9 protein-coding genes are annotated in these 12,565 nt (G+C 62.2%); 6 read left to right on the top strand and 3 right to left on the bottom strand.

What is annotated here, in order from left to right:
* Positions 1-101 precede the first annotated feature (101 nt).
* Entirely contained in the window at positions 102-722 is a 621-nt protein-coding gene (locus AAHA49_RS17560; RefSeq protein WP_342039156.1) for an NUDIX hydrolase, read from the bottom strand.
* A 117-nt stretch (positions 723-839) separates the two neighbouring features.
* Here AAHA49_RS17560 and AAHA49_RS17555 point away from each other — a divergent pair, with 117 nt between their 5' ends.
* From AAHA49_RS17555 to AAHA49_RS17540, 4 genes are all read left to right on the top strand, one after another.
* Complete coding sequence (locus AAHA49_RS17555) at positions 840-2,345, top strand: ADP-ribosylglycohydrolase family protein (RefSeq protein WP_342039155.1); 1,506 nt, start codon at positions 840-842, stop codon at positions 2,343-2,345.
* A complete protein-coding gene (locus AAHA49_RS17550) occupies positions 2,338-3,141 on the top strand; it encodes a hypothetical protein (protein WP_342039154.1) in 804 nt (267 codons plus the stop codon). The genes AAHA49_RS17555 and AAHA49_RS17550 overlap by 8 nt, the downstream gene beginning before the upstream one ends.
* A 74-nt stretch (positions 3,142-3,215) precedes the next feature.
* The gene (locus tag AAHA49_RS17545; RefSeq protein WP_342039153.1) at positions 3,216-4,364 is read left to right on the top strand and encodes a DUF3320 domain-containing protein; all 1,149 of its coding nucleotides are present in this window, start codon (positions 3,216-3,218) and stop codon (positions 4,362-4,364) included.
* A 54-nt stretch (positions 4,365-4,418) separates the two neighbouring features.
* Positions 4,419-5,141, top strand: a complete 723-nt coding sequence (locus tag AAHA49_RS17540; RefSeq protein ID WP_342039152.1) for a TY-Chap2 family putative peptide chaperone — start codon at positions 4,419-4,421, stop codon at positions 5,139-5,141.
* Here the strand turns inward: AAHA49_RS17540 and AAHA49_RS17535 are convergent.
* Together AAHA49_RS17535 and AAHA49_RS17530 are read right to left on the bottom strand one after the other, a co-directional pair.
* Positions 5,125-8,538, bottom strand: coding sequence for a UvrD-helicase domain-containing protein (locus tag AAHA49_RS17535; RefSeq protein WP_342039151.1), 3,414 nt, complete (start codon positions 8,536-8,538; stop codon positions 5,125-5,127). The two genes, AAHA49_RS17540 and AAHA49_RS17535, sit on opposite strands and share 17 nt — an antisense overlap.
* Complete coding sequence (locus AAHA49_RS17530) at positions 8,535-11,369, bottom strand: RecB family exonuclease (protein ID WP_342039150.1); 2,835 nt, start codon at positions 11,367-11,369, stop codon at positions 8,535-8,537. Before AAHA49_RS17530 ends, AAHA49_RS17535 begins: the two co-directional genes overlap by 4 nt.
* A 119-nt stretch (positions 11,370-11,488) precedes the next feature.
* Between AAHA49_RS17530 and AAHA49_RS17525 the strand changes: the two genes are divergently transcribed.
* Together AAHA49_RS17525 and AAHA49_RS17520 are read left to right on the top strand one after the other, a co-directional pair.
* Positions 11,489-11,857 (top strand): hypothetical protein, encoded by a 369-nt coding sequence (locus AAHA49_RS17525; RefSeq protein WP_342039149.1) that lies wholly within the window; start codon positions 11,489-11,491, stop codon positions 11,855-11,857.
* 318 nt (positions 11,858-12,175) lie between these two features.
* Positions 12,176-12,544 carry a DEAD/DEAH box helicase family protein gene (locus AAHA49_RS17520; protein WP_342039148.1) on the top strand — a complete coding sequence of 123 codons (369 nt, stop codon included), beginning with the start codon at positions 12,176-12,178 and terminating at the stop codon, positions 12,542-12,544.
* Positions 12,545-12,565 lie beyond the last annotated feature (21 nt).

The raw sequence follows: 12,565 nt of genomic DNA, 5'->3' as shown, positions 1-12,565 counted from the left end.
TTAATCGGGCACTAAACGCTACCATCATCCCTGGTCAGAGACTTCCGGGGCACCCGAAACTGTGCAAGTGACCCAACCCAGGTGAGAAGCTCGAGCAGATCTCACCGGTGGCGATAGAGTTGGGCCGGCTTCCCCACCGTGCCGTGCTCCAAACGCCCGGTGCTTTCCAGATGCGGCACCATTGCGCGCCGGAACGTGTCCTTCTGAGCCGTGCACTTGTCGACAGCAGAGTGCAGCCGGTGCAGATCGAGCAGGGTGAAGGCATCTCCCAACAGCCGACCCGGATCGGGACGCTCGGAATACGCCTCCCGCAAAGCCTCCACCGCCTCGGCGATGATTGTGTCGTGGTCGAACGCCAAGCCGACGGCCGAATCGACGGGGATGACATCGATATCGGTCAGCTGCGCCTCCGGCAGCGCGATCATGTGTGCGACGGACAGGACTCGGCCCCGATCATCACGATCGATCGCATCGAAGGTCCGCAGCTGACGTGGAGCCACTCCCCTCAAGCCCACGCGCTGGCGCAGTGACCGCTCCACAGCCTCGGCGAGAAGCTCTCCGTCGTGAAGGAAGGTGCCTGGCAACCGCCGTCGGCCATCTCTCTCAACGACAGCCACACCCAGGACATCAGCCTTCACCGTGAGCACCGCGGTATCGACAGCCACTGACGGTCGCGGATAGTCGGTGAGTCGCTTGCCGTGTTCATCGGTCCAGTCAGCCATGTTTACATTAAAGCAACTCTGCGCTAATCTGTCATCAGTTAGCGCACTTTCGCTCTAACTAGGCGTTCGAGAACGCGAACGCACCACCTCGACTGTGAGAACGAAGGACGGTTGACGATGAGAACTGGACGCTTGGACCGCGCTGCCGGCGTGATGGTAGGACTGGCCTGCGGCGACGCCCTAGGTGCCGCCTACGAATTCGGTGGCCCCTATTCTGCGGACATGCCCGTCGAGATGAAGGGCGGCGGTGCTTTCGGTTGGGAACCCGGCGAGTGGACCGATGATACATCCATGGCGATTCCCCTGCTCGAGCTCATCGCGTCAGGTGAACGCCCACGGGGCTACAAGCTGCGCTCTGCGGTGAAACGGTGGATCGAGTGGATGGAGGACGCCAAAGACGTCGGCACCCGGACATCCGCGGTCCTCAGCGAGGCCAAGCTCGCTTCCAATGTCGACTTCTACGAACTTGATTCCGCCGCCGGCGCGGCTGCCAAGAAATATCAGCACCAGCATCCCAATGCAGCCGGAAACGGCTCACTCATGCGCACCGCCCCTTACGGACTGGTGGGGCAGGACCTCCGCTACATTGCGGTCACTGCCGCCGGTCAGAGCAAACTCACACACCCGCACGACGATGCGACCACCGCCTGCGCCATCTGGTCAGCCGCGATCGGACATGCAGTCGATACCGGGGAGCTCGACGTTCGGGTCGGACTGCGTGCGACCGTATCTGAGTCCGGGCAAGGCGAGCTCTATGCTCTGTGGGAATCCAGGATCGAGGAGGCGGAGAGTTTCCTGCCCGAGCATTTCACCAAGAACGGCTGGGTCGTCCAGGCCCTGCAGGGCGCGTGGTCGGCGATCGTGCACTCCGGGGAGCGTGCCGCGAACGATCCCGACCACGTCCGTCGAGCCCTGCAGATGGCGGTGCGAGGCGGCGGAGACACCGACACCGTCGCCGCCATTGCCGGCGGCCTGATCGGTGCCGCCTACGGGGTGAGCGCGATTCCGTTGAGTTGGAAGCGACGGATTCACGGGTGGCCAGGATGGCGGTCAGAAGAACTGGTCGAACATGCGGTGACCGCCCAACGCATATGGTCCGCGACGGGAGCGGCTGATCTACGCGCGTGGCCAGCGATCGATCGCCTCGACTATTCAGGCTGGCGGGGAACTGAAACCTGCGTTCGACACCCTCATGACAGCGGCGTCTATCTGGGCGGGGTCGGCGTCCTCGACAGACTCCCGGAGGACGTCGACGCGGTCGTCTCCCTGTGTCGGATCGGCCGCAGTCAGATTCCCGATTCCGTTCCCCGAGAGGATCGAATCGCCGTCTGGCTGATCGATTCGGATGACCCTGACGACAATCAGCATCTCGATTTCGTCCTCACCGAGGCGGCCGACATGGTGGCGGCGTTGAGGGATGAAGGAAAGACCGTGCTCGTGCACTGTGTCCAGGCCCATAGTCGGACTCCTACGATCGGCGCCGTGTATTCCGTGCGGCACTTGGGAATGAGCGCCGAGGCAGCGGTGCGTGACGTCGTCAGTGCCCTGCCCGATGCCCGTCCCAACTCCGCCTTCAGTTCGGCGATCCGTCGCATTGCCGAGGAAAGGTTCTCAGATGTCTGATGATCCCTCGATCGCCGGCGAGGAGGAGGCCGGCAACTTCGTCATCACCAATATGGGCTCGAAGTACGATCTCGACGCCAGCTTCCGCACAGACGACGACTACCTCGCTCGGGGACCGTTCAAGGTCCACTCCCCGGACACCTCCGAATGGCGCTGGGGGTACAGGCTCGAACAGGTCGGAGATCACCTCGTCTTCCAAGACGGCACCGCTTTCGGCCGCACGATCATGACCGACTCCGTCAGCATTCGCGGGAGCGACGACGGTTCGATCATCTGGATGTATGGGCCCGAAGGCAGCAGGCTCACGGTGCTCACGCTCACCGCTGCGACGTTCGAGGACTACCGGAAGGCGATTCCAGGCGGCATCGCCGTCGCCTCCTTCGACGATGGAGCCCGTGTCGTGATGGCCGAGCTTGAGACAAAGCGTCGGGCCCGATTCGGTCTCGACTTCGACCCGGTGCTGACCAACCGGCTCGGATTGGTCTTCCGGAACGACTCTGATGTGACGACGATCGGTCTGTACCATTTCGGTCCGGGTGGACGGACCCGGAAGCGAGTCGACGCCAAGTGGATCGACTGTGATTTCACAACCGAATCGTGGCGCCTGCGAGAGGACGACGATGCCCTTCTCTCGCCATTCCTCGACTCCGGCGTGGCTGCCTACGACACGGCAACGAAGCATGACGGTTCCGCCGTCCCGTTCCACAAACTCGGCCAGTTCGTCTTCCCCCGCTTCGACATCGACGGACCTGAGGACTGGGGTGAACTGTTCGACGAGTGGGACATCGTCTCGTGACAGAAGTCGGTCGTCGAGATGACGTAACTTTGACTCAACACCTGGTCCACTGCCTCAATGCGAAGGAAATACGCGTGTCCACAAACGCAGTTCTCGGCACAGTTGTCGACCTGCTCTCATCCCGACTGCCGGCCTACATCGAATCAGTGCTCAATCCGCTCCTCGGCGGTGTCGAATGGCCTGTTCTGCTCACAGAACTCGACCGCGCCAAGGGAAAGATACCGAAGACCTATTCGGCCACCGACCTACAGGCCCAATTGCGGGTCATGACCGAGCGTCTGGGTCCATTCCAGTACCCGTTCTCCGACCCGACCCGGCAGATTTTGACGCTGGCGAGCGAACTTCGTGTCACACGCAATCGGTGGGCGCACAATGAGTCCAGTGACTGGTTCGATGTCTTCCGTGCCGCCGACACAGCGTTCCGGTTGTTCTCCTTCATCGACGATTCCTCAGGTCGGGATCGTGCCGAAGAGATCAGAGGCAGGGCTCTCCTCGAGCTCACTTCAGCGTTGACGCTGCCGGGCTCGGAGGAGTCGGTCCGCCGCGACGCGGAACGCGACGCCGAGTCGCCTGACGATGCTGACCCCACGATCGTCCCCGCGGACTCGATGACCCACCGAACGAACTCGGACACACCCCTGCTGGGCAACGACCGCCTGCCGTTCGAACCGTGGACGGTCACGGTCATCGGAGACCGCAGCGTCCTTGACGCTCTGCCGAAGAAGTGGGCCAAAGAACGAGTGCGAGCGCTCATCGCGGAGATCGTCGACGCCGAGGGACCGATCCTTGACGACCGACTCGCCACCCTCGTACTGCGGTCGTTCGGGATGGAGAGGACTGCCCCCGCCCGAAAGAAGAAGATCATCTACCAGGCGTCGGTGTCGGGCTTCCATATCGACAAGGCGAAGTTCCTCTGGCCTTCAGATATCGATCCTGAGAACTGGTCGGAGTTCCGCCCGAACGATGGCACCGTCGATCGACCATTCACCGAGATCAGTCCCCGGGAAGTCGGCAATGCCGCTATCGAAGTTGCGGCGCAGAACGGTCGGATAGCACGGTCTGAATTCGATGCACAGGTTCTCGCGACATTCGGTCGCAGACGTCGATCGAAAGCGTTCCTCAAACACCTCGAAGCTGGATACGATCTCGCTGGCACCAGCGGACGTTTGGCCTTTGACTCGGAAGTCGCGTGGAATCCTGCGGGGCGATCAGGCCAGGGTTGAGACCAGACAAGAGTTACCTCAGGTCGACCCCGCCATTCCGGGAAAGGACGAAACGTGAACGTTGACGACCGACTGATCTACCTGCAGTCCTGGTGGGTAGCGTCCGAGTTCCTCCGCCGACACCCGGAATTCGACTTGCTCGAGACCCACCCCGGAGGAGGACAGTACGACTGCCTGACGATCCTTGGCCCCCGCGGGGCGACTGGTCCGGTCCATATTGACCTCAACCGCAAGGGCCGCATACACATCCACAGCGGAATCGCACCGAGTTTCGATGCAGACTTGTGGGGGCTCAGGCTGCCGGTGGAGTGGTCGTCCGAAACCGAGCAGCGCAACCGACGAAAGCTGCCAATGTTCCTCGAAGCTGCAGTGGGCCTGTCCGTGCCGCAGCAGACCCCTGTAACTACTCCCAAGACGCTGATCTTCCGCGTGATCTACCAGCTCCTTCTCTTCGCCTTGAACGAACCTGAGAATTGGGACGCCCGCAATGCGCAATTCGACTCGAGCGGTATGGACTGGGATTGGGACCCGAACTATTTCGCCCAGATTCCCTCTGCCAGATCAGCGTTGGACAACGATGCGAACCCCGACAATCGGCAAGCATGCTTCTGGGGCGTACTGAGAGACGGCCGTTGTCTGGCCCTCCTGCAGGAGAACGGGATGCTCCATCGTCCCGATGCCCGACCGATGAGCGTGATGACCATCTATGACGCCGAGCACCGTGACATACTCACAGCCTCCCTCGAGGTCAGACAGCTCATCACCGGCCAGAAGTGACGGTAGACAGCCCGCTCACCTCGACCACCGATCCCAACAGAGGAAGGTGAACCAGTGTCCGCGCATGAGCAGCGCCCGTAGTGGCCGCCAACGCCTCACCGTAGACCTTGAGCTGACCCAGGTAGTTGTCCCGAATATGGCCGAAAGGGTCGACGCCCGGGTACGACTTGTGGTCGATGAGGACGTGTCCGCCGGAGGCCAGTATCACTCGGGTGTCGATCCAGCCTTCCATCACCTGTCCCGCACCATTGCGCCATGCGATCGGCTGCTCGGTGAGCACCTCGGCACCGGGAAACTCCGACTCCAACCAACCAATCCAGCGGCGACCGAGCTCCATCAACGTCTCGGCCGAAATCGCCCCCTCGGCTCCCCATCGACTGGTGATCCGCTCAGCCGCAATCTGCGAACGCACCGGATCGAGCGAGCCCAGAGGAAGACCGAGGTACGCGTGCACGGCATCCCCGACGCGATCCCAATTCTGCCCTCCCCGTTCCACCAACGGACTGCCGAGATCGGCGATCTCAGTCAGCTGCGCGTCCATCCCTGTGGAGTCGACGCCGCTCGCAGTGAAGTGCGCGGGCACCCGTTCCACAGTGCTGTCGTCGGGTCGCCGCCGGGGGATATCGGATCGGGCATAGAAGGATCGACGCTCTTCACCCCTGTCGGACTCTCCGACCTCGTCCGGCAGTGAGTAGGCACAGATCCGGGTGGGAAGGGATGTCCACCTCGGCGATTCAAGATCCTCGTCCCGAACGCGCAGATCCGCGATCCGCAGTTCCCCCACATCGGCCGTCGAATCAGACGGATCGCCCGGTCCTTGCGGCGCATCCCACGACAAGAGATCCGTGCCCATTGAGGCGTTGAGTATGTTGTTCGCACCGTCGGGATAGCCGAAGGCCATGATGCTGTGCGACTCCGCTCGGGTGAGGGCGACGTAGAGCAGACGGGCCGTCTCGCGGTCGTCGGCCTCAGCTCCCTCGCGGACTACATCGCACCGTCCCAGTGCTTCTCTGAGCGGACCAAAGCCCTTGAGCACTCGAGGCAAGAACCGGAGAGTTCGATTTGCCACGGGGTGGTGCGCGTCGAACTCCCCGTCGGTCGCCACATTCACAACACGATGATCGAATGTCTTGGCGATCGGGATTCCGCTGATGACGACCGGCCATTGCAGGCCCTTCGACTGGTGCATCGTGGTGACGAGGACGGCCCCTTGCACGGTCGATTGTTCGTACTGTGCAGCAGCCTCGGCGAGATGCCTGAGCAGTCCCGCTGGTGTACTGGGGCTCCGGGTCTGCTGGGCCGCATCGTCGAACTCGGCGGCGATCTGACTGAGGGCGTCCAGTGTTCCCAATCGGGATTCGGGCGACGACCAGGCCTTGATTCTCTGCGGCAGGTCGAGCGCATCGATGACTTCATGCAGCAGATCCACCGGGGTGCACTGAGCGGCACGCGGACGCAAGGCGGCGAGCGCAGCCAACGAGGGATCGTCCCACCACGTGCGCACATGTGCTCGACGTTCATCGGGATCGCTGATGTGCACGGCCTCGTCGAACCAAGAATCGTGACTGCCGTGATCGGTCATCAGCGTGACGAGTTCGACGAGCGCTACCCCGTCATTCTCGTCTACGAGGGCCGACAGGCCAGCGGCGACGAACTGCCCTTCCCTGGTCTCGAGCAGGTTGGTCGTCGACCCCACCGCCGGGATCCCCCGGGCCTTGAGCTCACCGACCACACGGTCGACTTGCGAGTTGGTGCGCACGAGGATCGCGACGTCGCCCGCTTCCACCGACCGGTCCGGGAGCTGAGGTGCCCGGCCGAGGAAGTCGACGACGCCTTGGGCGATCGTCTTGACCATGCGCGAGTCCGCCGCTGTGTCTTTGCCCTTGTCGGTGTCGGGCACCCACAATTCACGACCTCCGTACGAACGCAGATGGTCTCGAGCCGGTGGAACTGTCAGTACGATGTCATCGACTTCGTCATGCCTGAACACCGAACGGAATATCGTGTTCGACAGTTCCAACGGTGGCTCACTTGATCGCCACGACTGACTGAGGTTCTCTCGTGTCGCCTGGCCGAGGTCGGTTGTGCCGTCGGTCAGTGCGTCGAAGACCCGGTTCATCAGCTCGGGGTCGGCGCCCCGGAAACCGTAGATCGACTGCTTGCGATCGCCGACCCAGATCACTTCGTCGACGAGCTCGGCGAGTTCCATGAAGATCGCCAGCTGAATGGGTGAGGAGTCCTGGAACTCGTCCACGGCGAGCAGACGGTAGCGTGAGGAGATCGACCGCCGAACCCGTTCGTTCGTCTCGAGCAGCTCGAGAGCACGGACTTCCTGATCGACGAAGTCCATCACCCCCAAGCGATCTTTGTACTCCTCGTATGCCTCGAGAGCCGTGATCGCCGTTGAGATGACCAGGTCGATGAGTGCACTGACATCGCTGTGGAACGCTTCATTGGCGAGCAGCTCCTCCTCCACCATTTTCGCGCTCGAGGACATGAGCAGCTGCTTCGGGATCGTGCCCAACGGCTTTCCCCCGGCGGCCGTTGGGAACTTCATGTCGGCAGCTTTCGCCCACGTCGACCATGCGATGGTCGGAAACGGCTCGACCTCCTCGGCGCTGGAATCGAGCTCACGAAGGAAGCGATCGAGCGTGATGATGCTGCCCTCGACATTGGCAGCGCTGCGAGGCGATACGGTGATCCGTGGTTCTCCATCTGCATCGAGCGCCTCAGCCTGGGCGTGGCGCAGTGCGGCTCGCAGCTCGTCGGTATCGCGTGTCAGCAGGTCTCGCCACGCCTGTCGATGGTCGGCGCAGGGAGTCGGCAGAGACTCGAGGAAGAGTTCGCGGGAAGCAGTTGCGGATCGTTGCAGTTCCGCCGCGTCGATGCGATTCGTTCTCGCCGCCACGACGACGTCCTTGACCAGGTCGGACAAGACTTCCGGTCCCTGACCGAAGCCAGTGGGTTCGCCCGGGGAACCGTTGTGCCCCGTGCGCATGAGCAGGTCGCGATGGGTGACCTGCGCTTCCGCGATGACGTCGTCAAGGGCGGCGTTGAAGACTTCCGCCTGTTCAGTCTCATCGAGAACGCGGAGCTGCGGAGAGTACCCGGCATCGATGGCGTAGTCCGTGACGATGCGCCCTGCCACCGAATTGACGGTGCCGATGAGGGCTGTGCCGATCTCTTCCGCAGCGACCGTGTTGCCGTCATCGAGGAGCCGTCGCTGAGTCTTGTCGACAAGGTCCGCGGCCGCTCGAACGGTGAATGTCGTGGCGATGACCTCACTGGCCTTGATTCCGCTGCCATACTCAGAGCCGGCGAGTTTCTCCGACAGGACTTCGGTGAGCCGATAGGTCTTTCCCGACCCCGCCGAGGCGGTGATGACGCTGATACTCATGAGTGGTCCCCCGCGATGCCGTAGATGAGATTGAATTCGCTGTATGCCTGGGGTTTGTCAACAAAGAGCAGTCCTTCGTCGATCGCCCCGGCTCGCTGCTCCTTCAACCGGTCAGTGAGTGCTTTCGATGACTCACCCGGAGTCAGATGCAGCTGCGCATAAGCATCGGCGATCGGGGCGTCGAAACAGCCGGAGGCAATCCGACCGAGTGCGTGCTCGACGGCATGCTGAATCCTTGGCCACAGTGCTGCAGGATTTCCGCCGAGGCTGCCCTCGGCTTCATCGTCATCGCTGGTTCCACCGCCTGTGAAGTCTGGGTCGAGGCCAGAATCCGCGGAGACGAACCTGCCCTGTTTGAGGAGGTAGTAGGCGGTGAGCGCACCTTGCGCTTGAGGATTGTCTGGGTTGTGGGTATAGATGCTCAACTGCACTGCTTCCCCATCGTCGACCATCGTCCGGAACCTCCCGGCGGAGTTCGTCCACTTGAGGTCGATCACTGCAGGGCGTCCATCGGCGAGCTCGCCATCGAGGTCGCGCAGACCTATGAGGTCCACCGTCTTCGTTTCGCCGTTGAGGCTCAATGCCCAAGGGTGACTGAATTCTGTCTCGGCGGCGGTGAGCGTGATCCCTCTCTGCCTCAGGCTTGCGAACATCTGTGTGAGAGACCCGACCGTCGTGGCGCGGATCGATTCTGTGCGGGCGCTTGAACCCGGCAGCAGCAGTTCGGCAGCGAAGCGTGGGGCGAGAGCGTCGAAAGCCGAGCGTATCTCTGCAGTTGTAGGCGATGCGCTGCCAATGGCCTCGCCGCGGCGCACCAAACGCTCGACCACAGCGTGGACGAACGTGCCGATCATGCGATTCCCGGTAGGCACCTCGGATACGAATCCTCGTTTGAGCCCGATGCCCTTCTCCAAGGTCCAGGCCAAAGGATCGCTGAGAAGCCGCTCGATCTGCGTGAAGGACAACCGGTCAGGCAGCAGGTAGACGAAGTCGCCGTGGATCTCCCGAGACACGGTGGTCGGCGGGGAGGCCACCTCGGGCTCCACCTCGGCGGTGGTCGTGACGGCCGAGTTGAGCTGCCACTGGTGGCCCTCGGTCAGACGATGAACCGGCCGGGACACCGTCGAATGGTCGAAGACACCATCGACTGCTCTGCTTCCGAATCGCTCAGGGGCTTCGGCGGCCATCACCTCGGCGAGGCGGGTGAGGCTGGGATTGAGGGAGACCTCAGTGCCGTTGATGCGTTCGGGAATGAAACTGATGAGAGTGGTTGGACCGCGAAGCGCTCGGAGGGTTGCGGCTTGGTGCAGACTCTCCCGGTCTGCGGCCGAGGACACAATCGCACCAGCGCGCGCCAAAGCCGCAGTTTCGGCAGGATCCCAGAGCTCGGCTTCAGCTCCTGTGCTGCGATGGGCAGACCACCACAGGACGGTGTCGGTTCCGGCTGGGATCTGCGCGGGGTCGGTCACAACGGTCCACTGCGCGGCCTGTGTTCCGGTCGTCGCTGATGGCGGCGCCGGCGCGCAACTGTCGACGATGTCGAAAAGCTCTCTGACACGGATGACGTCCGCACCGAGCTCCGCGAGGGCTGCGCGAACAGAATCGACGTGTCCCGACGCGTCGGCCAGGAACGACTGAACATCCGCAAGCTGCTTCGCCGATTCCGAAGAGGTCGACGGCAGTCCATGGCGCAGTGTCAGGAGTCGTGCGCTCAGCCAGATCAGAGCTGGTTCCAGGCTGCTCAGGTCGACCTGGTCATCGGAGATCACGGGAGGTGACGTTCTGAGGTACTTGTCGAGCTCACGGGCTGCCGTGTCGGGTTCCGGGGTGTTGAGGACGTCCATGGCGGACATCCACGCGGATTCGGGATCACCGGAAATACCCGGTTCCTGGGTCAGAGCAGTGAGCAGGGTCGTGGCAACCCGGTTGGGGACGAGACGAATCGGGAACGACGAGTCGGGTCTCATTCCGATCTCGAAGGAAAGGAGTTCGGCGACTCGGCGAACGTCTGTGGGCGGGAGGACCGCGCTGAGGAACGCAGAGAGCAGTTGCGAGGCTGGGCTCTTCGCTGATGCGGATGGCATTCCGATGCTCGGCAGGCCGCGACGATTGAGCTCCTCGTCAAGGGTCGCTGTCGGGCCACCCGCGACGATGCACAGGCGGTCCAGATCGGAAGTGTTGGCGAGCCAACGGGCTGCTGCCTCGGCGATCGACCACTGCTCAACGCCACGAACAACGGTGAACGTCGCTGGAATGGAATCCACGGACGAGGCTTCACTGACGGTGACTCCAGCAGTTTCCATAGCTGCGAAGATGTCCTGCCAAATCTGAGGAAGCGCTGATCTGTCATCGCGGAGTTCGACGGCTGTGATTCCGAGCGGCCAAGTACTGCCGGACTCACGGAGAAGCTCCAAGACTTCGCGCAGGTCGTCGGCTCGGCCCGGCGCGAGTGTCCTGGGCTGATTGGAGCTCGATTCAAGTCTGACAAGCGATTCGACGTCAGCGATCGCGTCCAGGCGCGGCTGGAGAGTTGTCGCGGCTTGGGGAGTCCATCCGGCTTCGATCGCATCGTCACGCAAGCGAAGCACGTAGGCGGCGGTGTTCCACGGGTCGACCTCGAAGGATGTCCGGTACCAGGGATGATTCGCCTCGCGCATCAGCGAGCGATATTGGGCGATCCGTGTGGGTCGTGTTGCCGCAGGTCGAGTCGTGCCCAACCTGGTCTGGAGAACTCCCAACAGCCCCAGCGGCCCAGTCACCACCGTTGTCCCGCCGCTGCTGCCCGGCATCCACGGAGACTGGTCGAGGTTCCACCCGAAGACTATGCGCATCGCTGTCCCTTTCCGTGAACGGCCTGGTCACGACAGTAGTATCAAGTCAGCTGCTCGGCAAAGGTTCAGTGACTCGCAATTCAGGGTGTCCCATTAATCGTCACCGACGGTGATCACGGATGACGTCACAGTTTCGTAATAGCATTCACAGCAACGAACGCTCTCAGACTGTGCCTGAACTGGTAGCGCACGTTCGAGCGAACGATGATCTCTTGGACAACGACGTTTATCGGGCCTGGAAGCGACTGCCCAGCCAGAGTTCTGGAGTCACATACAACTACCTGCTGATTCTCGCGGGCCTGCCTTCGGTCAAACCGGACCGAATGATCTTCCGTTTCCTCGCCCGAGCGCTCGGCGAGAGTGCAAAACTCGATACCAGACGCGCGGCAGAACTCATCACGAAGACGGCCGAGGAGATGAACGTCGACCCGCGGGCACTCGACCACATCGCGTGGAGAGCTGCCTCCGGTCGTGAGCTGGTCGATTGAAGATCAAGGACTGAGATCCCGATAGGCAAAGTCGTCCGCTAGGAAAGAACTTACGCCATGGTGGTCTGGTCCAGGGGCGCAAATGCAGCCCCGGAACTCGATTCGATTGCGATTACGTCTCATCTTGTTTGGCTGCGATTAAAGGTTGTCCGGGCCCGCTCTGATTGCGCCAGAATCGTCTGTGTCAGGACCGACTTCTAGTGTGATGTCCTACAACTCAGTGGAGGGATCACAATGGATGCTCGAGCGGACAGTCCATCGCCAATGCCAGTCCCCGAATTGCCATTGCGCTTCTCGGAGGGCCGACATGTTTCCGCCTTGGCTGTCGACGTCGAACCCCTAGCAAGCGGCAACCGGGCCGAACACATGGCGCCCGACAACCGGCGCGACCCCTTCGTCGCCACGGTCTCCTCGTGCTCCAGTTCGGAAGTCAACCCGTACCTGTGGGAATGGCAGGCCGAATCACTCGATGCGTGGCATCAAGCGGATTGCCGTGGCGTCATTGAGGCGGTCACCGGATCGGGTAAGACGATGATCGGCATCACTGCCGCGTTTGAGGCGTTTCGCCAGGGCATCAAAGTTCTGGTGCTCGTACCGACAGCAGAGTTGCAGGCGCAGTGGCAGAGGTGGGCTGTGTCAAGTTTCGTAGACGATCTCTTTGTGGATCAGGCGGCGATCGCGGCCTGAAGGGTGTAGTCGGCGCGCGCT

Origin of the sequence: Brevibacterium ammoniilyticum, from assembly GCF_038429965.1 — a bacterium.
Lineage (GTDB): Bacteria > Actinomycetota > Actinomycetes > Actinomycetales > Brevibacteriaceae > Brevibacterium > Brevibacterium ammoniilyticum.
This window is presented reverse-complemented; position numbering and strand designations above follow the sequence as displayed.

What these genes read in the sequence shown, in the direction of transcription:
- AAHA49_RS17560 (WP_342039156.1), bottom strand. Translation starts at nt 722, where the DNA reads ATGGCTGACTGGACCGATGAACACGGCAAGCGACTCACCGACTATCCG.
- AAHA49_RS17555 (WP_342039155.1), top strand. Translation starts at nt 840, where the DNA reads ATGAGAACTGGACGCTTGGACCGCGCTGCCGGCGTGATGGTAGGACTG.
- AAHA49_RS17550 (WP_342039154.1), top strand. Translation starts at nt 2,338, where the DNA reads ATGTCTGATGATCCCTCGATCGCCGGCGAGGAGGAGGCCGGCAACTTC.
- AAHA49_RS17535 (WP_342039151.1), bottom strand. Translation starts at nt 8,538, where the DNA reads ATGAGTATCAGCGTCATCACCGCCTCGGCGGGGTCGGGAAAGACCTAT.
- AAHA49_RS17530 (WP_342039150.1), bottom strand. Translation starts at nt 11,369, where the DNA reads ATGCGCATAGTCTTCGGGTGGAACCTCGACCAGTCTCCGTGGATGCCG.
- AAHA49_RS17525 (WP_342039149.1), top strand. Translation starts at nt 11,489, where the DNA reads ATGACGTCACAGTTTCGTAATAGCATTCACAGCAACGAACGCTCTCAG.